This is a genomic window from Clostridium massiliamazoniense, from assembly GCF_001403635.1.
GTDB lineage: Bacteria > Bacillota > Clostridia > Clostridiales > Clostridiaceae > Sarcina > Sarcina massiliamazoniense.
On sequence record NZ_LN879468.1, the window covers coordinates 735,373 to 760,903 of the forward strand.

Annotated in this window: 20 protein-coding genes and 1 riboswitch; of the genes, 4 read left to right on the top strand and 16 right to left on the bottom strand. The window is 27.5% G+C overall.

Annotated elements, in window-relative coordinates:
* Window positions 1–172: 172 nt before the first annotated feature.
* Complete coding sequence (locus tag ARA19_RS10390) at window positions 173–1,555, bottom strand: glycoside hydrolase family 1 protein (protein WP_055072105.1); 1,383 nt, start codon at window positions 1,553–1,555, stop codon at window positions 173–175.
* A gap of 166 nt (window positions 1,556–1,721) precedes the next feature.
* Here ARA19_RS10390 and ARA19_RS10395 point away from each other — a divergent pair, with 166 nt between their 5' ends.
* A complete protein-coding gene (locus ARA19_RS10395) occupies window positions 1,722–2,405 on the top strand; it encodes a GntR family transcriptional regulator (protein ID WP_055070900.1) in 684 nt (227 codons plus the stop codon).
* Between the two features lie 260 nt (window positions 2,406–2,665).
* Here ARA19_RS10395 and ARA19_RS10400 read toward each other — a convergent pair whose 3' ends face one another.
* The 8 genes from ARA19_RS10400 to ARA19_RS10435 form a co-directional block, all read right to left on the bottom strand.
* Window positions 2,666–3,997, bottom strand: a complete 1,332-nt coding sequence (locus tag ARA19_RS10400) for an MATE family efflux transporter (RefSeq protein WP_055070901.1) — start codon at window positions 3,995–3,997, stop codon at window positions 2,666–2,668.
* Window positions 3,998–4,324: 327 nt separating this feature from the next.
* Complete coding sequence (locus ARA19_RS10405) at window positions 4,325–6,508, bottom strand: DNA topoisomerase III (RefSeq protein ID WP_055070902.1); 2,184 nt, start codon at window positions 6,506–6,508, stop codon at window positions 4,325–4,327.
* A 21-nt stretch (window positions 6,509–6,529) separates the two neighbouring features.
* Window positions 6,530–7,948 (bottom strand): PH domain-containing protein, encoded by a 1,419-nt coding sequence (locus ARA19_RS10410; RefSeq protein WP_055070903.1) that lies wholly within the window; start codon window positions 7,946–7,948, stop codon window positions 6,530–6,532.
* On the bottom strand, window positions 7,945–8,403 hold the full coding sequence (locus tag ARA19_RS10415) for a PH domain-containing protein (protein WP_055070904.1): 459 nt from the start codon (window positions 8,401–8,403) through the stop codon (window positions 7,945–7,947). Before ARA19_RS10415 ends, ARA19_RS10410 begins: the two co-directional genes overlap by 4 nt.
* Window positions 8,404–8,588: 185 nt before the next feature.
* On the bottom strand, window positions 8,589–9,794 hold the full coding sequence (locus tag ARA19_RS10420; protein WP_055070905.1) for a DEAD/DEAH box helicase: 1,206 nt from the start codon (window positions 9,792–9,794) through the stop codon (window positions 8,589–8,591).
* 112 nt (window positions 9,795–9,906) lie between these two features.
* On the bottom strand, window positions 9,907–10,923 hold the full coding sequence (locus ARA19_RS17190) for an FMN-dependent NADH-azoreductase (protein ID WP_084764440.1): 1,017 nt from the start codon (window positions 10,921–10,923) through the stop codon (window positions 9,907–9,909).
* A 107-nt stretch (window positions 10,924–11,030) separates the two neighbouring features.
* Window positions 11,031–11,342: a hypothetical protein gene (locus tag ARA19_RS10430; RefSeq protein WP_055070906.1), complete on the bottom strand. Its 312-nt coding sequence runs from the start codon at window positions 11,340–11,342 to the stop codon at window positions 11,031–11,033.
* A 194-nt stretch (window positions 11,343–11,536) separates the two neighbouring features.
* On the bottom strand, window positions 11,537–12,121 hold the full coding sequence (locus ARA19_RS10435) for an ATP-dependent Clp protease proteolytic subunit (RefSeq protein ID WP_055070907.1): 585 nt from the start codon (window positions 12,119–12,121) through the stop codon (window positions 11,537–11,539).
* Window positions 12,122–12,293: 172 nt separating this feature from the next.
* Between ARA19_RS10435 and ARA19_RS18000 the strand changes: the two genes are divergently transcribed.
* A complete protein-coding gene (locus ARA19_RS18000) occupies window positions 12,294–12,422 on the top strand; it encodes a DUF6019 family protein (protein ID WP_242862425.1) in 129 nt (42 codons plus the stop codon).
* Window positions 12,423–12,567: 145 nt separating this feature from the next.
* Here the strand turns inward: ARA19_RS18000 and gdhA are convergent, their stop codons facing one another.
* Both gdhA and ARA19_RS10445 read right to left on the bottom strand, forming a co-directional pair.
* On the bottom strand, window positions 12,568–13,911 hold the full coding sequence (gdhA, locus tag ARA19_RS10440; RefSeq protein WP_055070908.1) for an NADP-specific glutamate dehydrogenase: 1,344 nt from the start codon (window positions 13,909–13,911) through the stop codon (window positions 12,568–12,570).
* A gap of 225 nt (window positions 13,912–14,136) precedes the next feature.
* A complete protein-coding gene (locus ARA19_RS10445; RefSeq protein ID WP_055070909.1) occupies window positions 14,137–15,744 on the bottom strand; it encodes a SulP family inorganic anion transporter in 1,608 nt (535 codons plus the stop codon).
* A gap of 691 nt (window positions 15,745–16,435) precedes the next feature.
* On the opposite strand from ARA19_RS10445, the gene ARA19_RS10450 reads away from it, so the two are divergent.
* Window positions 16,436–17,458, top strand: a complete 1,023-nt coding sequence (locus ARA19_RS10450) for a branched-chain amino acid aminotransferase (RefSeq protein WP_055070910.1) — start codon at window positions 16,436–16,438, stop codon at window positions 17,456–17,458.
* Window positions 17,459–17,644: 186 nt separating this feature from the next.
* On the opposite strand, the gene ARA19_RS10455 is transcribed toward ARA19_RS10450, so the two are convergent.
* Window positions 17,645–18,133, bottom strand: coding sequence for a TVP38/TMEM64 family protein (locus ARA19_RS10455; protein ID WP_084764576.1), 489 nt, complete (start codon window positions 18,131–18,133; stop codon window positions 17,645–17,647).
* A 379-nt stretch (window positions 18,134–18,512) separates the two neighbouring features.
* On the opposite strand from ARA19_RS10455, the gene ARA19_RS10460 reads away from it, so the two are divergent.
* Window positions 18,513–19,955 (top strand): cation:proton antiporter, encoded by a 1,443-nt coding sequence (locus tag ARA19_RS10460; protein WP_055070912.1) that lies wholly within the window; start codon window positions 18,513–18,515, stop codon window positions 19,953–19,955.
* Between the two features lie 45 nt (window positions 19,956–20,000).
* On the opposite strand, the gene ARA19_RS10465 is transcribed toward ARA19_RS10460, so the two are convergent.
* The 4 genes from ARA19_RS10465 to ARA19_RS10480 all read right to left on the bottom strand — a co-directional run bounded on the left by ARA19_RS10465 (window position 20,001) and on the right by ARA19_RS10480 (window position 25,376).
* The gene (locus tag ARA19_RS10465) at window positions 20,001–21,440 is read right to left on the bottom strand and encodes an amino acid permease (RefSeq protein WP_055070913.1); all 1,440 of its coding nucleotides are present in this window, start codon (window positions 21,438–21,440) and stop codon (window positions 20,001–20,003) included.
* Window positions 21,441–21,562: 122 nt separating this feature from the next.
* Window positions 21,563–21,743: riboswitch (Lysine riboswitch) on the bottom strand.
* A gap of 131 nt (window positions 21,744–21,874) precedes the next feature.
* On the bottom strand, window positions 21,875–22,777 hold the full coding sequence (locus ARA19_RS10470) for a hypothetical protein (protein ID WP_055070914.1): 903 nt from the start codon (window positions 22,775–22,777) through the stop codon (window positions 21,875–21,877).
* 251 nt (window positions 22,778–23,028) lie between these two features.
* Entirely contained in the window at window positions 23,029–24,579 is a 1,551-nt protein-coding gene (locus ARA19_RS10475; protein WP_055070915.1) for a nitrite/sulfite reductase, read from the bottom strand.
* 317 nt (window positions 24,580–24,896) lie between these two features.
* Window positions 24,897–25,376 carry a MarR family winged helix-turn-helix transcriptional regulator gene (locus ARA19_RS10480; protein WP_055070916.1) on the bottom strand — a complete coding sequence of 160 codons (480 nt, stop codon included), beginning with the start codon at window positions 25,374–25,376 and terminating at the stop codon, window positions 24,897–24,899.
* Between the last annotated feature and the right edge of the window lie 155 nt (window positions 25,377–25,531).

The window sequence follows — 25,531 nt, forward strand, 5'->3', positions numbered from 1 at the left end:
TAAAAGCCATGAATTGCTTTTTTCATTGATCCTAAATTAAGCCTCATTTTATTATTTAAATAAAAGGATAAATATATTCAATATACCTAAATGTATTTATTGGTAAAAAATTAAGAGTAAAAGTGTTAATTATAAAAATTATAATAACATTTCTACTCTTTAAAATTACTACTTAAAACCCATTATTTTCTGAAACTTCTTTTATCCAATAACCAGATTTTTTTACCTTCTTCTCTAAAGTTTCTAAATCTAATGATATATATCCATATCTATTTTTATAAGCATTGCACCATGACCAACAATCTATAGGTGTCCAAAGGTGATATCCAAAACAATTTGACCCTTCTTCTATAGCCTTATGAAGCCACATAAGATGTTCTTTTATAAATTCAATTCTATAATCATCCTCTATTACTCCATTATCATTTTTAAATTTTTCTTCACCTTCAACCCCCATTCCATTCTCTGAAATATACCATTTTATATTACCATAATTTTCTTGAATATTTTTTCCTATATCATAAATAGCTTCAGGGTATATTTCCCATCCTCTATGTTTATTAATTCTCCTTCCTGGCATTATATAATTATCAAAATACTTATCAGGCATCCATCCTAAAGAGTTATCAAAGTTCTCCTCTTTAGCTTTAACTCTTCTTGGTTGATAATAGTTCACACCTAAGAAATCTATAGTGGATTCCTTTATAATAGCTAATTCTTCCTCTGTACTTTCCCAAAGTACATCATCATTTTCCAATATTTCAATAAGCTCATCTGGGAATTCACCCTTAACAGCAGGATCTAAAAATAATCTATTGAAAAATAAATCTGCAACCTTTGCTGCCTTTAAATCTTCCTCACTATTTGATCTTGCATAAGAAGGAGTTAAATTAACTATAATCCCTATCTCTCCACCATAATTTCCTTCTCTATATTCTTTTATAGCTAGAGCTGAAGCTAAAGAAATATTATAAGCTACTTGAACTGCTTTTTTTCCATTAACTATACATGGATAATGAAATTTATAAAGATATTGTCCTTCAACCACAACTATAGGTTCATTGAAAGTAGTAAAGTACTTTACTCTATCACCAAATAAATCAAAAACTGTTTTAGCAAATTTACCAAATAACTCTACAACTTTTTTAGACTCCCATCCACCATATTTGTTATATAACTCTATTGGTAAATCGAAATGATGTAAGTTCATAACTATTTCTAAATTATTTTCTATTGCTTTATCTATAAGATTATTATAGAATCTTACTCCATCTTCATCTGGCTCTCCTGTTTCGAAATCCTTTATTAATCTTGTCCATTGAATAGATGTTCTAAATGAATTAAGCCCTATTTCTTTTATCATATCTAAATCTTCATTATAGCTATTATAAAAATTAGAAGCAACATTTGGACCTACTCCATTGAAAAATACTTCAGGTTCCTTATCAAACCAATAATCAAAAACACTATCATGTTTTTTATTAAATCGTCCTTCTGCCTGTGGCCCTGATGTTGCAGCTCCCCACCAAAAATTCTCTGGAAATTTATAATTCATCATTAAGCTCATCCTCCCTATATTGAGTACTAAATGGATTATAATATAAAAATCCCATTGATTTCAGTTTATGTATAGACAACACTTTTTTATAAAATCACTATTTAAATCTAACTATTGTATATACAGTTTTTAGCATTTATAATAAATTTAGGGGTGATTTTAAATGACGAGTAAAGAAATTTGTAAAGACATAATTGAAAGTATTATAAGTGGCGAAATACCTGAATGTTCTAAACTACCTTCTGAATCTTCACTTTCATTAAAATATAATTGTAATAGACATACTATTAGAAGTGCACTTCAATATTTAATTGAAAGAGGCTATCTTTTAAAAATTCATGGTGGTTCTACTTATGTAAATAAAATTCCAACAGAACATATATTAAGTCTTTCTTCAATGTTTGATTTGCATGGAGCAAAAACTTTAAAAAGTAAAGTTTTTTATTTTTCTAAAATTAAGCCCTCCCAATTTATATTAGATAAATTAGCATTAAAAGAAGGACAAGAAGTTTTTAAAATAATTAGAGGACGATACATAGATGATACTATTCACCATCTTGAAGAAATTTATATGCCTTATTCTCTTTTTCCAAAATTAAATGAATCCAATTGTTATGCTAGCTTACTATCTTATATTGAAGATCAATGTGGCTATGAAATAACCCATAGTATAAAAACAATTGAAAGTACTCTATTAAGTGAAGATGAAGCTAGCCTTCTTAACCTAGAACAAAATAAACCTATATTACAAATTTCCAATATAGGTTACTTAACTACAGGACGAATATACGAGTATTCAATAAATAAGCATATAAATAAAAAAATAGAATTCTTTGCAAAACGCTAGTATATATAAATAATAGCTATATAGGTTCACCATTTATGACTACTCACATACGTAAAGAAGCTCTAACATTTCCTCTACAATAGTTGCTAGAATTTTCAAACTCACTTCGTTCAGACAGTGAAAATTCTAGCAACTTTTGATTAGAAATGAAGAGCTTCTAATTACTAGTTCAATAGTCATAGCATTTTGCACCTATATAGCTATCTTATTAAATAGAGGAGTATATTTGTAAATGTTATTTTAATATACTCCTCATCATTTTAAATTCCTTCGTATTTTAATCTTCCATTTAGTACTTTAAATCTATAAACGATAAGTACTATAAGACCTTTTGCAACACTTGATATAGAAATACTTATCCATATTCCATTTACTCCAAAATATTTCATTAATATAAGTGCTACAGGTATTCTTAATAAAGTACAGCTTATACTTATAGTTGCAGGTATTTTAGGAAGACCTATTCCTGTAAACATACCATTAGATATTATTTCTACAGCTCCAAATACTTGTGATAATCCAACTATAATTAAATAATCTGAAGCTATATTTAAAGTAGTGTTACTATTAGTTATAAAAATTCCTGCTAGTTGTTTTGAAAATATAACAAATATTAAAGTTATAAATGCCCCATAGATAACACCTAGAAGTAAAGTTTTCATGTATCCATCTCTTATTCTATGTATTTTTTTAGCACCATAATTTTGTCCTGTATAGCTTGCCATGGCTCCATTTAATCCACCCATTATTCTTAAATTTAAGGATTCTATTTGTATACCTACTCTTTGGGCTGCTATAGCATCTGCACCGTAGCTTGATATAAATCTACCAAGTATTATAGTTACTAAAGTAAATAATGTTCTTTGAGTTGCTATAGGTATCCCTAAACTAACAACATCTTTTATTTTTTCTTTACTTATTCCATTACACTTATGGAATCTAAATGGAGAATCCTTAAATGCTAAATATAAAATAAATACTAATAAATTTCCTATTAGTGTGGCAATAGCTGCTCCATAAACACCTAAGTTAATTCCATAAATTAATATAGGGTCTAATATTATATTTACTATAATTCCTACAGCACTTATTTTAAGAGCTAGTTGATTATTTCCAAAACTACTTAAAATTCTTGAAAATAACATATTGAAAAATGATAAGAAAAGGATTGGACCATTTAATGCTAAATAAACATAAGCATGTTCTCTAACATTTGCATCTCCAAAATCAAAAAATGCTATTAAATACTTTCCAAGACATAGAAGTATTAATGCATAAACTATCCCTATTAATGCAGTTAAAAAGATACCTACATTCATATATTCCTTTATCTCATCTTGCTCTTTTGCTCCAATTGCATGAGCTATTTTAGTTCCTGCTCCAACCATAACTAGTGATGAAATTGAATACCCTAAAGAGACAAAAAAGCTTGATGTCCCAACTTCAGCAATAGCATCACTTCCTAGATGTCCAACCCAAAACATATCTATAAGACCGTAAGACATCTGAAGCATAGAACTTCCCATAATGGGTAAAGCTAAGGCTATAATAACCTTAAATACATTTCCAGTAGTTAAATCTACTTTTTTCATTAGTTAAAACTTCCTCCAAACTAGAACTTAGTTTAGATATAAATTATAATTCCTTACTTAATCTAGAGTAACTTAAATAAATTTAAAAATACTAAAAACCCCTCTAAACCAAGTTCTATATATTTTTATCTAATGATTAATATCTGTTAATACCTCATCATTCTATAAACCTAAAGCAAACAAACATACATCATTAAATAACTTAATTTTTAATTCATACAAATTAAGTCTAGATTAAATAATAATACGAAATTAAAAATAAATCAATAGTCTATATTTTCTATAGAAAAAAGAGGTTGCTTAAGCAACCTCTAAACTTTTTCCATATTATTTAAAGTTTTTAAGTAAGTCTGCAAATGGATTATTTATATCTTCTTTAGCTTCCTTTTGCATTTTCTTCATAATTTTATTTACTTCTTTTTTATTTACTTTTTTATTATCTTCAAATCTTTTCTTGAATACAGATTCTTTTTCTCTAAAGTTACAATTTTGTCCTGGACAAACAAATATCTTTCCTTCTCCTTGTCCTCTAAGCTCAAGTTTCTTTTTACACTCTGGACATCTAGCATTTGTAAGTAATGACACTCTTTCTCTATGACCACATTCTCTATCTTGGCAAACTAGCATCTTTCCTTTTTTATCTTTTACTTCTAGAAGATATTTACCACACTCTGGACACTTAGTTCTTGTCATATTATCATGAACAAACTTAGAGTTATCTTGTTTTATTTCTTCAACTACTGCTACAGCATAGTTTCTCATTTCTGTTAAGAAAGTTTTTGGTGATATTTTTCCCTTTTCTATAAGCCCAAGTTTCTGTTCCCATTCTGCTGTTAATGTTGGAGTTTTTAACCCACTAGGAACTAAATCTAAAAGTTGTTTTCCCTTAGAAGTTAAGTAAATGTCCTTGCCTTTTTTCTCTAAAAGGAAGCTATTAAATAATTTTTCAATAATATCTGCTCTAGTTGCAACAGTTCCAAGTCCACCAGTTTGACCTATAGTTTTCTTAAGTGCTTCACTTTCTCCAGACATATATTTAACTGGATTTTCCATAGCTGAAAGCAATGTTGCTTCATTAAATGGTGCTGGTGCTTTTGTTTTTCCTTCTATTAGTTTAGTAGCTGTTAATACTACCTTTTCCCCCTTTAAGAATTCAGGAAGTGTTTGTTCTCTTATATCATCTCCATCTTCCTCTTCATTAAAGTCTGAGTAAAGTTCTTTAAATCCTTTTACCTTTATTACTTTTCCCTTAGCCTTAAATCTTTCATTATTTATTCCAAGTTCTAAAGTAACCTCATCATACTCACAAGGAGGCATTAGAACACTTAAAAATCTTTTAACTACTAAATCATAAACTTTTCTTTCCTTATCTGACATATGAGAAAAATTTGGACTTTGTTCTGTAGGTATAATTGCATGGTGATCACTAACCTTAGAATTATCAACAAAAGCCTTAGTTCCTTTTATTGGATTTCTTGCAATATTTGCTGCGAACTTACTATAAGAACCAACACCACAAGCTCTTACTCTTTCCTTTAATGTTCCTACCATATCATCTGTTAAATATCTTGAATCTGTTCTTGGGTAAGTAAGAACTTTATGATTTTCATATAGTCTTTGCATTAATGATAAAGTTTCTTTTGGTGAATAAGAAAACATCTTATTGCAATCCCTTTGAAGCTCTGTTAAGTCATATAGCTTTGGAGCATAAGACTTTTTAGCACTTTTATTTAAAGATATTACTTCACCATTTTTTCCTTTAATAGAATTTAATATGTTTTCAGCACTTTCCTTAGAATATAATCTACTGTTATTGTTTTTATCTATCCAAGTAAACTTAATTCCTTTACCTTGAGCTTCTATAGTATAAAAACTCTTTGGCTTAAAATTCTTAATTTCTTTTTCTCTATAATCGATAATTGCTAAAGTAGGTGTTTGTACTCTTCCTGCTGAAAGTTGCGCATTATACTTACAAGTTAAAGCTCTTGTCGCATTTAAGCCAACAACCCAGTCTGCCTCTGCTCTTGCTGCTGCTGCTGAATATAAATTATTATATTCTGAACCATTTTTTAAGTTGTTAAATCCATCATTAATAGCTTTATCTGTTACAGATGATATCCATAATCTCTTTATAGGCTTGTTATTTCTCGCTTTTTCTAATATCCATCTTGCAACAAGCTCTCCTTCTCTCCCTGCATCAGTTGCTATTACAATTTCTTTTATATCTTCTCTATTTATTAAAGACTTAACTCCATTAAATTGTTTCATTGTTTTCTTTATAGGGATAAGCTTCATATGTTTAGGTAACATAGGTAGATATTCCATCTCCCAATGCTTCCACTTTACATCATAATTTTCTGGTGCTGCTAAAGTAACTAAATGTCCCATAGCCCAAGTTACAACATATTTATCTCCTTCTAAGCCAACACCAATATTCTTCTTACATTTTAAAACTCTAGCAATATCTCTTCCTACTGACGGTTTCTCTGCTAATACTAATATTTTATTCATAAAAATTCCTTCCTCACTGAATTATATAGTTATTTTTTCTTTTAGTTCATTAAACAAATTGTCCTCTAAATTTTTAGCTTTAATATATTCAAGTCTTCTCTTTGAATAAAATTCTATTTTATAATCACATATGGATTTTCTTTTTTGAAATATATTAACTCTTTTATTACATTCTAATAAACTGTATTTTTTAATAAAATACATTCTTTTTGTAAAGGAGCCACAACTTATAAATATTATATTTTCATCTATACAAAGTCCTGAATTTTTTTTCACCAAAAGTCTCCATATAAAAGTTATTAAAACAACTATAAATCCTATTGGTGATTTAGTCAAAAAGAATATTATTAAGGCAAAAAGACTAGCCCAACTAAGCCAAGATGTATAAAAATTATTTCTAGCTCTTTTAGGTGCCTTCTCTATCTTACTTTCTACTATAAATTCAGGAAAAAGGTCTTTAAATATTTTCCTTAGTCTACGTTCTCCACATAAAGGAAATAACACATCTTCTTCCTTATATCCATTTCCATATCCAACTGCTGAACACTTTATAGTGTATAAATTAAATAACTGGCTTATAATATTTTGTTCTAAAGTTATAGCATGTATATTATTTAATGCTATGGAATAATGTTTTCTAACTACTAAACCATATTCTATATAAATATAATTATTTTTTCTATAGATTTTATATTTATAATATTTACTTATTACTCCAAATAACGATGCTAACATAATTATTAATGTTATTATGACCATTATTAAAAGAGTAAATAATATTATCATTATTAAGTTTTTACCTTCTAAAATCTTATTTTTTATAAGCTCTAGTATAGTTTCTTTCAATTGCCTCGACATTTTTTCATCTGCATCATTTAGTAAACTATACATAGTGTATATTATACCTGCACCTAAAATAAGATTGCTCTTTAAAGTTAACAATAATGGCAAATCTAATTTTGTTATTTTATAAGTCAATTGTCCACTTACATCATAATTTTCAGTAGTGGCAAAATGCTTTTTATAATTAAAAGCTTTTTTAAATTTTTCTCTTTTATCTAAACTAAAAACCATTATTATATTAAAATTTCTATCTTTAGGTGATACACTTTCTATCTTTATTCTACTTAAACCTAAAATCTTGTGAACTATATTTCTATCAAATTCCACTACAGAAATATTCTTAAGTGGTATTGTTAATTCTTCTCTCTCTAAAATACCTTTTTTATATATCAAGTATTCACCATTAACTATAATATATTCATTATTCCATTTAAGAAAAACAAGTATCCCTATTAAAATCATAAGAAGCCAACTTAATTTAATTCCATAGGCTAAGCTAGGAACTATTATGGCAACAATCATAGGCCAAACTTTTCTTACTAATTTATAGTAATATGAGAATATCATATACCAATGATTTTTTGAATAGTATATCATTGTTCTGCCACCATACTTTTTAGTCTTATAGCTTTACAAACATCTTTTGCCATAGAATAATTTAAACATCTTATAGATCGTTTTCTTGCTGGAGTATAAATGTTAATTCTACTAAGCCCTAAAAAGTAATCTATAGGATCTCTAATTATAATGGCATACTTTACATGCTCCATTGGTATATATATATGATTTCTAAAAAATACTCCATAATTAATTTGTATATATTCCTCTGTTATTTCATAATTATAAGCGAAATACTCTATTATAGGAAGAATAAAAATTATTACCAATCCTAAAAAATTCATAACTTCTACTGCTCTAAAAGCAATCATAGAAAACCTATGGGGTATTAATTGATTAAAAGTTCCATAAAGAATATTTATAATTTGAAGAGAAAAAAATCTTACAATGATTATTTTTAATATATATAACTTGCTTAATTTATACTTCCTCATCTTCCCTCCGCTTCTAGATAAACACTTATTATATTATACAATAATATCAATATACTTAACAGTTAAGAATTAAAATAATACCAATAAAAAAACAGCACCAAAGGATTTATACTTACTACTTCCCTTGATACTGTACTTTTAAAATATTAACCCATTAAATACATTTTATTGTTATGGAGTTAAAATTAATTTTTCCTAAATGTCTTTTTACTAGTATTTGATTTTACTTTCTTTTTCACATAAGGTTTCTTTTCTATTTTATCTACTATTTTACCTTCATAAATATATTTCTTTTGAACCTTTATACCTAATCTTTGTGTATAAGTTTGTATTAATTCTTCTTCTCCTGGTGTTGCTATAGAATAAGATATTCCTGATTTTCCTGCTCTTCCAACACGTCCTGATCTATGAAGATAACTCTTAGGATCTACAGGAATGTCTAGATTTACAATATAATCTAAGCCTTTTATATCAAGACCTCTTGCTGCTATATCTGAAGCTATTAATACATTAAGCTTTCCTTTTCTAAAATCTTCAAGTGCTTTTTTTCTTTGTTCTTTTTTACCTTCACCAATTAATGATTCCACATTTATTTTAGTGTATCTTAATTTTTCTAAAGCTATATTTACATCATAAGCTCCATTTAAAAATACTAATACCTTCTTTCCCTTTAATGCATGTATTAATTTTCTTAAATGTTCTAATTTTTCTCTTCTTTCAACTACAAAATAATTATGTTCTATGTCCTTATTAACCTTATTTTTTTCTTTAACTTCCACATACTCTGGGTTATCTATTACTTTTTCTGCAATTTCAAGAGTTTTTCCTGTTAGCGTTGCAGATACTAATAACTTTTGAGTATCTCTCATAAGAGATTTTTTTATGGCATTTACTTCTTCTATATTTTTAAAATGAAGCAATTTATCTCCTTCATCTAAAACTAAGATTTTAACAGTATGGGCAGATATTTTTCTTTTTTGTATAAGTTCTAATATTCTTCCACTTGAGCCTACTATTATTTGAGGTTTTTCCTTTAACTTTTCTATTTGTCTTTTTATATTTCCACTTCCAACAATAGTTGTTGAACTTATCTTTATCTTTGATAAGTTTCTTATTTCAACCATTACATTATTTATTTGTGCTGCTAACTCATGTGTTGGAGCTAATATAATAGCTTGGGTTTCTTTCTTATTCTCATCTATTTTTTCTATTATTGGTAATAAATACGCTAAAGTTTTGCCAGTTCCCGTTTCTGATTGGCAAATTAAATTTTTCCCTTCTAAAACTAAAGGAATTGTTTTTTCTTGTATAGTAGTAGGCTCAGTTATCCCCATTTTTTCTAATGCATCTATTACTTCAACCTTTAAACTTAATTCTCTAAAATTTTTCATTTTAATCTCCTTATGTAAAATTTATAACTAAAAAATAGACTGTATCTATTCTGATACAGCCCTTATTATTTATATTTTAACATAGATTTAAAAAATTTGCTTAATTATCTTTTTAATACTCTTTAGCACTTTCTTCATTTAGAACCTTATCACTTTCCATTCTTTCATAAGATTGCATTTTTTCATCAGTTAATTCTTCTTCTGGTTCTTTCTTTGTGTCATCAACAGGATAATCATTTTCTACTACTTCTTCATGATTTTTTTCTTCTTCTTTTATTACTGACTCATTTTCCTTATTATTTTCTTCTGCCTTGTGCTCTTGTTCTTCCTCTTCAGTAAAACTTTCTTTTTCTTTAGGTTCTTCTTCATCTTTATCCTCTTTTGCTCTGTAAGTAAAAGAACCATCTTCTTTTTTTAACTTTTTATGATACCCTTTCATCTTATCCATAAACTCCTTACTATCTTCACAAGCTTTATCTATAGCCTTACCAATTTTAAACATTGCATCTATTTCATCTTCTGCTGCTTCAATTGCATCTCTTCTCTCTTCCTTAGTGAATCCTGTACCATCAACTAATATTTCTTTGTATTTATCAATTCCCATAAATTTAACTATATCCTTTAAATAACATGAGCTATGATCAAGCATTCCTTTAAAAAGAACAGGAATATCTCCACCACTAGATTGAACAAAATAAAATTTTCTTTCTTTATCATCTAATAAGCCCTTGCATTTCCTTTCAGAAATATCTATAGTTATACCATTTTGAATCACACAATCTAAATATTGTTTAAATGGTGCTGGAAAAAACAAACTCCACATAGGTGATGCAACTACATAAATATCAGCTTCCTTAAATTGATTAGCTAATACCTTTATTCTATCAATTTCATTTCTTGCTCTATGATTTAATTCCTCATAGTCCTCTTCGTTACAAAGTGTATTTCTTCCACAAAAATATTCGTGAGTCAATGTTGGAATATGTTCCTTGTAAACATCAAACTCTTCAACATCAACTTCAGAATCTTCATATTTTATTATTTTATCTATTAATTTTCTAGCTACAGTTTTTGATGTTGAATCTTCTTCTGGTTTTGAGTTTACTGATATGTATAATAATTTTTTCATAATTAACCTCCTCATGATTTCTAAATTAGATACTCCTATCCTTTAATGTAAACATACTTTAAAAGTTTCTTAATTTAGTATTTTCATAAAGATTTTTAATTATTCCTTTATAATTTTACCTTATTTTCCTTAATTATCTTCTCATAAATTTCTTCTAAAGAGCTTATATCAATATTTTTCTTTTTAAGAGAAGCTATTCTTTCATTTATACTTTCCCCAACTTCTTTAATTTCTTTTTTAATTCTTTCCTTTGCTAAAGAATTAAAATAAGTTATTAAATAATCTAATCTAGTAACTTCCTTAGCTTCTTTTTCCTTATTTTCATTCATTAAAGAAACTAATAAATTATAAACCTTAGGTGATGTACTATCTTTATATGTATTTAAAAAATCATTATTTTTACTTGTTTGTTTTGCCACTTTAAAACCCTCCTATTTTAATTGATAATTCTTATTTTTGCTCTTTATTACTTATATATAGTACATTTTTCTTCTTTATAAATCAACATCCTATATCTGCTCTATTATCTTTACATAAACTAAGACTTAATTGAGATAGGATTTTATTCTATCTAAATTAAGCCTTAAGTGAATTCCTTTTACCTTATAAGAAATTATAGATTTTCTAACTCATCATATTTTGAAATAATTTTATTTACAATTCCATATTCAACTGCTTCTTCAGCATTTAACCAATAATTTCTTTCTGTATCCTTTTCTACTTTTTCTAAAGCTTGTCCTGTTGCCTTACTAATAATACCATTAATTCTCTTTCGTACTCTCAATATCTCTTTTGCTTCAATGCCTATATCAGTAGCTTGACCATTAACTCCTCCTAGAGGTTGATGTATCATATACCTTGTATTAGGCAGGGAATATCTATTTTCTTTCTGAGCTCCAAGAAAAACTGTAATTCCTGCACTTGCAACCCAACCAGTTCCTATTATTATAACAGGAGCTTTAATAAATTTAATCATATCATGGATTGTATCTCCAGCTTCAACATGACCACCTTGACTATTAATATATATCTTTATAGGTTCATTTCCCATCTCTTGAAGAATTAAAAGTTCTTTTATAACTCTTTCTGCTAAAGCTTGATTAATTTCTCCTGAAATAACAATAGACCTAGAACTTAATAATTTTTCTGTAACTACATTTGAAGATTCTTTCTCCTTTTTTTCTTCTTCCTTATTCATCTACCTTCTCCTCTCCCCTAAAATATATCCAATAATATAATATACATTATTTATCTCTTATATCACTTTTAATTTTGGTTACTCATATATCTATATACTTCAAAAACATGAAAATAATATATAATAAAATATATAAATATATTTGAATTCTATACAAAGGTAGGAGATTTTTATGATTTTAGAAGCTATTGGTTTTTTTATTATATTTTTCATAGTGCTATACACTGTTATAAAAAATGCTGTTAAAAATGGAATTAAGGAAGCTTTCCCTCCCAATGATAATAATAAAACAGAACTTTAATACTAATTGTGAACTATATCAATACTAAATAAAATGAATCTATATCAAATCAGCATCTTAATTTATATTCCTTTTATCTGCCGAGATAGCTAGATAAAAGACAGAGAGGATGTATCATTCGATACATCCTCATTTTTATTATTTATTATATTCCTTGTTCTAACATTGCATTTGCCACTTTTAAGAAGCCAGCAATATTTGCACCTACTATTAGATTTCCACTATTTCCATATTCCTCAGCAGCATTTTTGGAATTATAGTAAATATTTTTCATTATATCTTTAAGTTTTCCATCAACCTCTTCAAAGGTCCATGACATTCTTAAACTATTTTGACTCATTTCTAAAGCAGATGTTGCAACTCCACCTGCATTAGCAGCTTTTGCTGGTGCAAATAGAATTTTGTTTTCTATAAACAGTTTTTGTGCTTCTAAAGTTGAAGGCATATTAGCTCCTTCACCTACAGCTATTACTGAATTTTCTATTAATATTTTTGCACTATCTGCATCTATTTCATTTTGAGTAGCACAAGGAAGTGCAATATCACATTTTATAGTCCAAATTCCCTTACATCCTTCTGTATATACAGCTTTTGGTCTATAATTTAAATATTCTTTTATTCTTCCCCTCTTAACTTCTTTTATCTCTTTTACTATAGCTAAGTCTATCCCTTCTTCATCATAAATATATCCTGATGAATCTGATAAAGCTACAACTTTTGCCCCAAGTTCTGTTGCCTTTTCAGTTGCATATATAGCCACATTACCAGAACCTGAAATTACTACTCTTTTATCTTTTAAATCTATATTATTGTCCTTTAGCATTTCATTAACAAAGTAAACTAAGCCATAACCAGTAGCCTCTTTTCTTGCTAAACTTCCACCATAGGTAAGACCTTTACCTGTTAAAACTCCATTTTCAAAGGCATTTTTTAATTTCTTATATTGTCCATACATATATCCAATTTCTCTTCCACCAACTCCAATATCTCCAGCTGGAACATCAACATTTGGTCCTATATGCTTACTAAGTTCAGTCATAAAACTTTGGCAGAATCTCATTATTTCTCTATCTGATTTTCCTTTAGGATCAAAGTTTGAACCACCTTTCCCTCCACCTATTGGTAATGTTGTTAATGAATTCTTAAATATTTGCTCAAATCCTAAGAATTTTATTATACTTAAGTTTACAGAAGGATGTAATCTAAGTCCACCCTTGTATGGCCCTATAGCGCTATTAAATTGAACTCTATAGCCTTTATTAACTCTAACCTTTCCACTATCATCAATCCATGGAACTCTAAACATTATAACTCTTTCAGGCTCCACTATTCTTTCAAGTATACCTTCTTCCATATAAACTGGATTTTTTTCTACTACCGGTATTAATGAATTTAGAACTTCATAAGCAGCTGCATGAAATTCTACTTCTCCTGGATTATTTTTCACTAAATCTTCAATTACTTGCCCAACATATTCTTTTGCATTCATTTTTGGTAGCCCCCTTTTTTCATATATTATAATTATAGCACTATTTTAATTGTACTTTAATAAAAATTCCATATTTTTTATAAATTCTCTATTTTATTTGGCTATTAAATTGCTATTATGTCTCTTTTAAATTAATCTCCCCTAAGTCCCATATTTAATTAATTTTTATATAATCTACAAAAAAATAAGACATAGCTCTTATACTACATCTTATTTCTATTAAAATCATTTTATTTTATTTGCTAATTCTACTGCTTCAACCACATCGGTTGCTGTTAAGAATCCCTTATTTTCTAATAGCTTTTTATTAGAATTATTTAGTCCACTTAAAACAACCTTTATTCCTTTTTTGCTGCATCTATCTCTTATTACTCCAATTTTATTTATAACAGTAGCATCTATATTACTTATATTTTTTAATCTTAAAATTAAAACTTTAGTATTATCTTCTTTTACTTCATCCAAAGCATTCATCATTATTTCTACAGTTCCAAAAAATAAAGTTCCCTTTATTTCATAAACTAATATATCATCTGAAATATTTAAGTTTTTTAATGGTTCACTTTTTATTTCTTTTATTTCTAAATCTTTAGACATTCTTCTCATAAAATCAGCCATAGCTATAATCATTGCAACTGCAACTGCTATAGGTATACTTGTAAGAGGTATTAAAATAGCTGTTATTATAGCTAAAGCAAAATCTATTTTAGGTCCTTTTAATAAACCTCTAAATATTTTTATTTTTAACATGTTATATCCTAAAACCATAATTATTCCAGATAAAGTTGATAAAGGTATGTACTCTGCCAATGGCATTAAAAAAATCATTATAAAAAATAGGAAAATAGAATTAAATATTGCTCCAAAAGGTGTTCTTGAACCATGTGTAAAATTCGCTGTAGTTCTAGATACAACTCCAGCAACTGGTGTTCCTCCAAATAAAGCTGAACCTATACATGCTAAACCTTGTGCTATTAATTCTGTATTTGAATCATGTCTTTCTCCAGAAAGTCCATCTCCAACTAAGGCTGCTAATAAAGATGTTATTGACCCTATTAAAGCAATAGTTATTGCTGGTTCTATAAGCTTAACTACTAATGGAAATGTAACATGTGGAATCATAGGCATTGGAATAGAAGATGATATTTTTCCAAAAGAACTTCCTATTGTACTTACATTTAAATGTAGAAATAAAGCTATAGGTGATGTTATTAATATAGCCATTAAAGAACTTGGAATAGTTTTATTTATTTTAGGCCAAAAAAGTACTACTATTACTGCCAATATAGCTATTGATAAAGCTTCTATATTTATAGTCTTTATATTTTCTACATATGTAATCCATTTTCCTACAACATCATTAGGTATATTATTTATTCTTAATCCTAAAAAGCTTGGTACTTCTGTTGTTATTAAAAGTATCCCTATCCCTGTAGTAAATCCCACTGTAACTGAATAAGGTATGTATTTTATTACGGAACCCATTTTTAAAAATCCCAAAATAACTAAAATTATTCCACCCATAATTGTGGCAATAGCAAGACCAGAAATTCCATATTGTTTAATAAGTCCGAAAGATATAAGAACAAAGCCACTTGTTATTCCAGTTATTTGAACTCCACTTCCTCCAAATATTGCTGCTATTAAGCCTCCAATAATAGCTGTAAATATACCCACCTTAGGTGAAACTCCAGATGATATTCCTAAAGCTATAGCTATGGGTAAAGATATTATAGCAACATTTAATCCACCCTTTAAGTCATTTTTTAATTGTGCCTTAGTAAAATCACCACGTTCTCCATTTAAAACAGAGACTAATCTTGGTTTAAACATCTTACCTTCTCCTTTGTATAATTTAATTAAATTTACCTAAATTTCTATTATTATTTTCCTTAAATACTTTTTAAATATTACATCAATTACTCCTTAGATAAATCCTTGTTATATTGTATAACTTTTTCAAATATTTATCTACATTTGAATATATCTTACATTAATATTTTATAAAATTCACATTAAATCAAAAAGGAGAAACTAGTTGTTAATTCCAAGTATACTTAGTTCAAATAAATTATTATTTTATTCTTTAAACTATTTTAATATAATTCATTTAAATTTATTGAGTAAAATTTAATATTAATATTTTTAGTGGGATAATTAAATGAATTTAAAACCAATATTGGGTAAACTTAAAAGTACCAAAGGTATTTAACTTTTCTTATTGCTATATATACAATTATTATACTTGCTTTTTCTTATGCTTTTTCCACTAATGAAAAAAGTTTATGATATAGAAAACATAAGCTTTTAATCGGTTCTTCTGACATTAGATTTCATCATAGCTCTGTTAGTTTTTTGAACCCGTAAATTTTATTATTAATAAAGCCCTCTTCCAATAACCTTTAAAAATTTTTTATATAATCACTTCTTTAAAACCCTTTTTTATTATTAATTTACATTTAATGTGACTTGATAATTTTTATGCTATAATTATTTTAAAACATTAATAAAGGGGGCTTTTTTTATGAAAAAAGAAGCTAATATTGATTGGGGCAACTTAGGATTTTCTTATATTAAAACAGATTATCGTTATGTTTCTAAATGGAAAGATGGAAAATGGGATGAGGGAATTTTAACAAAAGACAATACATTAACAATAAGTGAGGGTTCTCCTGCTCTTCATTATGGACAACAATGCTTTGAAGGATTAAAGGCTTATAGAACTAAATCAGGAAAAATTCAACTATTCAGAGTTGATGAAAATGCTAAAAGAATGAATAGAAGTGCAGCTAATCTTCTTATGCCTGAAATTCCTGTAGAAAAATTTATAGATGCCTGTAAGAAAGTAATTAAGGCAAATGAACATTTTGTTCCGCCTTATGGTACTGGAGCAACTCTATATATTAGACCATTTTTAATAGGAGTTGGTGACAATATTGGCGTTCACCCTGCTAGCGAATATATTTTTTCAGTTTTCTGTATGCCTGTTGGGCCTTATTTTAAAGGTGGCTTAAAACCAGTTAATTTTATGATTGCTGATTTTGACAGAGCTGCTCCTAGAGGAACTGGAAGCATAAAAGTGGGTGGGAATTATGCTGCTAGTTTAACTCCTCATAAAATAGCTGTTGAAAAGGGCTTTGCAGATTGTATTTATCTTGATCCAGCCACTCAAAGTAAAATTGAAGAGGTTGGTGCAGCAAACTTTTTTGGTATTACAAAAAACAACGAATTTGTAACACCATTTTCTCCTTCAATTTTACCTAGCATAACTAAATATTCACTACTTCATATAGCTGAAAATTATCTTGATTTAAAGGTCTTTGAAAGAGATGTTTTTATAGATAACTTGAGTGAATTTGCTGAGGCTGGTGCTTGTGGAACTGCTGCTGTAATAACACCTATAGGTGGTATAGAATATAAAAATAAATTACATGTTTTTTATAGCACTGAAGAGCCAGGTCCTATAACTAAAAAATTATATGATATTTTATATAGTATTCAATTTGGAGACATTGAAGGACCTGAAGGTTGGATTTTTGAAGTATAAAATATTTTTATATGGATATAATAATAAGTGGACTGAAACTATAAGCCTAAAAATATGCACTTAATTTTATATTAAGTTGCTATTTTTAGGTTTTTATTTTTTGTAAGCTAGAGTAAGTAAGCATAGATACCTAAGTAACTTTCTCCTAAATTCAAAAAGATACTTTAGCTTTCTGTAAATTATGTCTTATTTTACAAACTTCTTTAAAGTAATATATATAATTATTATAGAAATAATAGTTAAAAATAATCTCATATAGTTATAATTTATATTTATCAAATTATAACTAACTAAAGCTTCTAAAGCTATAGATGGAATTTTTCCTATAGCTGTAGCTATAATAAATTCTTTTATATTTATGTTACTTATAGCTGCTGCTAAAGTAACAAATCCAGACGGTATAAATGGAAGTAATCTTCCTTCTCCTACTAATATAGCTGCCTTTTTCCCTTTACTTTTTATTATCCCTTTTAAAAGCTTATATTTATCTAGTTCTTGATCTTCTATTCTATTTTTAAATCCCTTTCTATAAATATAAAAAGTAATATAAGCTCCCATCACTTCCCCTAAAAGCGAAATAAAAAAACCCTTTATAGGTCCAAAAAATACTATATTTGCTCCTGTAACAAAAAAAGAAGGTAAAAACCCAGCTACTGCAATAGCTATGCTAACCATCAAACTTATAGGAATTGCTATAAAACTATAAACTTCTAATACTTGCAAAAAATCATTTACTATAAAATTTCCACCTTTCTATTAATAATTAGTACCTTTTTTGTTAATCCTATTAATAATGGTATTTTCCTAAAATTTTAACTAAATTTATTTCATTATATCATTATTTGCTTCATAAAATTATTAATTTTAAATAAAATAATATTAAAAAATATAATTGTTATTATTCTTTTTCCTTTTATATAACAATAAATTTTATTTTTACAAATTTTTATTATATAATTGTTAACTTTTCTTATATTTTTTTTAATTTAATTGAAATTGTATTAAATATACTATATTATTACTTTTATGAACACATAGAAAGTTGGTGGATAAATTGAATGAGGCATTAAACTATGATTCTTTATTTATACTTGCGGTTGTTGCCTTTATAACACCCTTTTTAGTATCAAAACTAAAAAAAATAAAAATTCCTTACCAAGTAGGAGAAATATTTGTAGGTATTATTATAGGAAAAAGTTGTTTAAATATAATCAGTCCAGATATTACCATATTATTTTTATCTAATCTTGGTCTTTCTTATTTAATGTTCCTCAGTGGTCTTGAAATTGATTTTAATGATTTAAAATCAGCAGATAAAAAAACTTCTCCTTTATGGATGTCAATAAAAATGATAATTGTATCTTTTATTGTAGCTATACTACTTAGCTTTTCTTTAAAATTTATTGGTATAAATAAAGGAATGTTATTCTTTGCTTTAATATTTATGGCATCTGCTCCAGGTTTAGTAGTGCCTATATTAAAAAGTAAAAATATGATTAAGAGCACCTTTGGGCAAGTTATTTTAATTTTTAGTATAATTTGTGAACTTACAACTTTAATTGGAATTACTATCATTTCAGCTGTTGCTACTAATGGTATTACTTTTAAAAGTTTTGAATTTATTTTAATATTTATAGTGGCATTTATATTATATTTATTTGCTAAACACTTCCTTAAAATAAATGACTTTTCAGCTGTAGCTTTTAAAAATTTAAATTTAAGTGTTAGAGCTGCTTTTGCTTTAATTTTAATATTAGTTGTAGTTGCAGAAAAACTTCATTCTGAAATAGTATTAGGTGCTTTCTTAGCTGGTATGATTTTTTCTTTACTTGTTGGTAAGGCAAAAGAGGAAATTTCTCATCAATTAGATGGTATCGGCTATGGCTTTTTAATACCTATATTTTTTATTATGATTGGTGTCAATGTTGATGTAAAGTCAGTACTTCAAAGTCCCAAAGCATTAATTGAAATTCCTATGTTTCTTCTAATCTTCTTCCTTGTAAAGATAATTCCTTCTTTACTTTTAAAAAGGAAATTTGGATTAAGAAATGCCTTCTCAGGTTCAATGCTATTAACTGCTCAACTTAGTCTTGTTGTTGTTGCAGCTCAAATAGCTCTTGAATTAGGGTATATAGGAAAAACTGATTATTCAGCCTTTATTTTAACAACAGTATTATCTTGTATAATTTTCCCTATATTATTTGAAAAAATAATAGATTCTAGTCAATGGGAAGAAACTACTGTAGAAGAAGATAAGATCATAGTAAGAGAAATAATTCTTTTAAATGAATATTATTCTGGTAAAGCACTTAAAGACTGTAAATTCCCAGTTGGTTGTAGATTATTTACTATTATAAGAAATGGTATTGAAATAATGCCTACGGCTACTAGTACTTTAGAGTTAAATGACTTAATAATACTAGCTGGAGTTAGAGAAGCAGTTTATGATACTATGAATTTATTGACGGTTTGTGAATTAAACCCAAAATCACTTTAAAAAATTTTATAAAAAATAAAGGATGGTTTATACCATCCTTTATTTTTATTTTCTTACTTCTAAATCAGCATCTTCTAATTTAATTAATTTAGTTTTATGCTTTATTTTGTAATAAATATATGGAACTATAAATATAGGTAATCCAATATATGATGAAATTACTCCACCCCATTGTATAGGTCCTGTTGTGTCGAAGTATGAATATCCTTGACCTAATACAATAGCTACACACATAACTATAGCTAAAATAGTTCCTAGTGGATATAATTTTGCTTTATATTTTAATTTAGATAAATCTTTTCCTTGAGCTATATAAGCTTTTCTAAATCTATAATGACATAAAGAAATACCAAACCATGCAACAAATCCAGCAAGTCCTGATGCAGATACAAGCCATGTATAAACTACTCCTGAACCAAAGAAACTTGTTAAGAAACATGCACATGCTACTATTGTTGTAAATATTATTCCATTTACAGGAACACCTCTTTTATTTACTTTTGCAAAGATTCTTGGTGCCATTCCTTCTTTAGCCATAGCATATATCATTCTACTTGATGCATACATACCTGAATTTCCAGCTGAAAGTACTGATGTTAATATTACTACGTTCATAACAGATGCAGCACCTGCTATTCCCATTTTCTCAAATACCATTGTAAATGTACTAGTTTGCACTCCTGCTTGCTTATAAGAAATAAGAGCACCCATAACTAATATTGTTCCTAGATAGAATAATAGTATTCTCCAGAATATTGAATTAACAGCTTTAGGAACGTCTTTTTCTGGATTTTCACTTTCCCCTGCTGTTAGCCCAACAAGTTCAGTTCCTTGATATGCATATCCAGCAGCTAATAAGATTAAAAAGAATGATTTGAATCCACCAATAAATGGACCACCACCAGTAAAATAATTTTTAAATCCTACCGCTTTTCCTCCAATTATTCCCCAAATCATAAGCACTCCTACTACTAGGAATATTATTATAGTTGCAACCTTTACAACTGAGAACCAAAATTCTGATTCACCATAGGCTTTTGCTGAAAGTAAGTTTAAAGTTACTACTATTACTAAAAATAATGCACTAAAATAACCACTTGGTACATGTGGAAACCAGAACTTCATAACTAAAGCTCCAGCAACTATTTCTGTAGCAATTGTTATTGCCCAGTTATACCAATAGTTCCACCCTAAGGCAAATCCTAAAGCTGGATCTATAAATCTATTAGCATAGCTTCCAAAAGATCCTGTTTCAGGTAAATATGTTGCCATTTCCCCAAGACCAGTACATACGAAATACACCATAATTCCTATTACTAAATATGCCATGAAGGCTCCACCAACACCTGCTTGATGTAATGTTCCTCCCATAGCTAAGAATATTCCGGTTCCTATGGCTCCTCCTAATGCTATCATGGAAAGATGTCTCGTTTTTAATTTTCTTTGAAGTTGTTCGCCATTTCCTTTTTCTTTTGATTGTTCCATCTTAAGTTCCTCCTCTTATGGTATTCCATAAGTTTCTAACTTCGGCAAGCAATAAAAAAGACTCTAAACTTACCTGTGTTTAGAGTCATAATATCAAATCTAATATTTATAAAATATCTATAATTGATGATAGCTCAACACAAAATACACATTTGTGACAGTCATACATATATTCTATGTATGCCCAACATATAACCTTAAGCTAAGAATTACACATTTCGGCAATGTTTCCTTTCTTATTACTTCACAGACAGCTTAAATCTCCATAATAATACTTTTAAATATTGCGCCTCTACCGTCGTTATTAACTTCTATACTATTATCTAACAGCTTTTCGAATTTGTCAATTCATTTTATTAATCTATTTATATTTTATTCATATTTTCAAAAAAAATAAAAAGAGGTCTATATCCCCTCTTTATTTAAAACTTATTCTATAATTCCTTTATTAAGTCTTCACTTAATTCATATAATTTTCTTAAGTACTTAAATACTTCTTCATAAGATGAGTCTCTATATTTTTTTACTTCTCTTAAAGCTTCCATTCTAAAAGTATGTATTTGTGCTGTTGTAAGACCTGCTTGTCTAAATTTCTCTTCATAACTTTCTACCCTTGACATAACTACACCACAAAGTTCATTCATTTTTCCTTTTAGTTCTCTATCATTTATATCAGCAACTTTTTTGCTTAAAACTGATGCTGTAAATCCTAATTTCATGAAGTTTTCTAAATATTTTCTATATTCTAATGTATTAACTTTATTTTCTAATTTAGGTAATCCTTCTTGTCTTTGTTGTTCTCTTATTCTCTCTAATGCTCTCTCAGCTGGATCAACCCTTTTTACAACAACAGGTTCAACTTCTTCTATTTGAATACTTTCTTTTTCAGTTTCTACAGGTTTTACTTCAACCTCTTCAATTTGAATTTCTTCTCTTCTTGAAATTGGCTTAATTTCTTCCACCTCTAGTTTAATTTCTTCTCTTCTCTTTGGAACTTCTTCTAAAATTAAAGTGTTTTCTTTTTCATCTTCTTTTATATTCTCTTTTCTATCTATATTAATATTGTTAGCTTTACTACTTCTAGTTTCATTCATCACTATTGTTTCTACTAATGGTTCCTTTTTAACTTCAACTTTTCTCTCTTCACCTTTACCTTTTAAGAAATCAACAAATCTAACTAAATTTCTTTCTATTTTACAAATTGGTCTATTAAAAACAATTTCTAAATCTATTTCTTTATATTCCTCTTTTAGTGAAGCATACATTGAAGCTAGTACAGAATCCGAACCCTCTAAAGCTACAAATATTTTGTCATTATCTTTTACTATTAAAAACATATAAATCAACCTTTCTAAAACTCACTAACAAACTATTTTATTTAAAAATTTTATTCTCTCCTTTAATTATTTTAATTTATATTTACTTTTTATACAAGATTAATAATATTAGTTTTCATGTTATCAATTAACTTTTTACAATTTTCTTCTTAATTTTTGTCAAAAAACAGTATAATTTAGAGATAAAAAGCAGAAAGGATGCATCTGCAATTTGATGCATCCTCTTTATTTTATATTTAATTTGGAAATTTTTAAATACTATACTTTTTAACTATTTCTTTAAATTCATCTTCATTTAATAATATCCAAGTTTTAAAAGTCATATCCTTTGCTTTAACAGCTCTTGAAATTTCAAGTATCATATCTATTACATTTTCTTCTGCTATATCTGCAATTACTTTCCCTAACTCAGTATTTCCTAAGGAAACATGTCCTCCTATAGATAATTCAAAAGCATTTCTTGTCTCATTATTTACTCTTTTCTTTTTCCCTGCTAAACCTATTGAACCTATTTCATGTACACCACAAGAATTAGGACACCCTGAAATATAAATTCTAGGAAGTAATCCTTCTTCTACTTTATTTTCTTTTAATTTTGCAACTATTTTATGAAGTAAGCCATTACTATCTAAAATACCAATTTGGCAAGTAGTGGCTCCAATACAAGAAACGCTTTGCTCTGCTAGTGTATCTCCACCTTTATGCATTGTTACTGCTAAAAGTTTTTCAGCCTCATCACCATTAAGGTTTCTTATATACATACCCTTTTCCATTGATGTTCTAAATTCTATAAATTCCATATCTTTAGTAGCTTCTAGAATTTCATCTAAATCTGATATCTTTAAAATTCCTCCAATAGGTTGGAAATAAACACTATAAAGTCCCTCTTGCTTTTGTTCTATTAATCTAATATTTTTTATGTCAGTTGCTTTTCCAGCTTTATTTATAACTTTTTCCTCTATATTAATAGATAGCTCATTATTTTCCTTAACTTCTTTTAAATGCTTATTGTAGCAATTTATAAACTCTTCTTCGCCCATTCTTGCTAACATATATCTAACTCTAGCCTTGTTGTGATTTTCCCAATCACCTTCTGCTTTAAACATACTTACCATAGCTTCAACGTAATATAATATATCTTCTTTACTTACTTTTTTTGAAACTACTACTCCTTTTTGAGGATTTCTTCCAAGTCCTCCACCTGCATAAACTTCAAAATATTTTTCACCATTATTTACTCTAGCTATAAATCCTAAGTCTGATACTGTACAGTGTGCCTCATCCTTAGCTGTTGCTGAAAATGCTACCTTTAATTTTCTTGGTAACTTATAAGTTGTTATTTGGTTTAAAAAGTATTTATTAACTTCTAAGGCATAAGGAGTTACATCAAAGGCTTCATCCTTATGAACTCCAGCTAAAGGAGATAATGCTACATTTCTAGGGAAATTTCCACCAGCTCCTCTTGTATAGATTTCTTTTTCTATACCTCTTTTCATTAATTCACATACTTGATCTATAGTGATATTGTGAAATTGTATTGCCTGTCTTGTTGTTAATAAAATTGTATCTAAATTGTATTCCTTAGCCCAACTTGATATGGTAGAAAGTTCATCTCTATTAGTTACTCCAGACATAATTCTAAGTCTTACCATAAAATCTGATGCCCCCCTTTGAGCATAGGATCCCATTCCACCAGATATTTTTTTAAATTGTGGCACAGTAAGTTCTTTATTTAAAAATCGTTTTCCTTGTTCTCTATACTCTTCTATTTCATTTAATAATATTTCTTTTAGATGTTCCATTTTCATCACCTCATAAATCATTCAAATTTAGACTTATTTAAGTTTTTAATCAAATTACTTAGAGTTCATTAATTTTAGTTTGTATATACAAACTATTTTCATTCTATTACTCATCATAATATAATAAACTAAATTCAATTATATATTATATTGAGTTTATACTCTGTGATATTTGTTAAATAGTTAATCTATTAACAAATAATAATAATACAAAGTACCTTGCAAATCTTAAATAAAATAGATTTTATTTACAATTAAATAATACTCTTTTTTCTAATATAATAAAAATACTTTTTTAGTTTTATATCAATAACTTATTACTTATATATATTTTTAACTTTCTCTGCCTCTTCATATAAGTTTTCAGCCATTTTTACTAGTAAACTATTCACCATTCTCTTTTCTTCTTCAGAAAATCCTTTTACCATTATATTGGAATTATAATTTAAAATATCTATAAAGGCTTCTTTAATAGATAAAGCATTTTCAGTTGGATATACTTTATGTTTTCTTTTATCTTTAATATCCTTTTCCTTATATACATATCCCTTTTCCATTAATAATTTTATAGATTTAGCAATCCTAAACTTATCAATTTTCAAAATATCAGCTATATCATCTTGGCATATTCCCTCATGCTTATAAATTTGTATTAAACATCTATATTCACATTTACTTAAATCATACTTACTAAGACTCTTTCCTAGACAATAAGAATGATATCTTGATACTATACTTATAAGTCTTCCAGGAGAAAATCCTTCTGTTAATCCGTTATTTAAATCTATATTATTCATTTAATTAAGTTTCCTCACATTTCTCTAAATTATTAAAAATATTATACTCACATTAGTTGCAAGATACAACTAATATAAGTATAATATTAGTTGCATTTAACTAACTTTATTTTAAATAAAATAAGTATTAAATTCAAATTTAAATAACAAAGGAC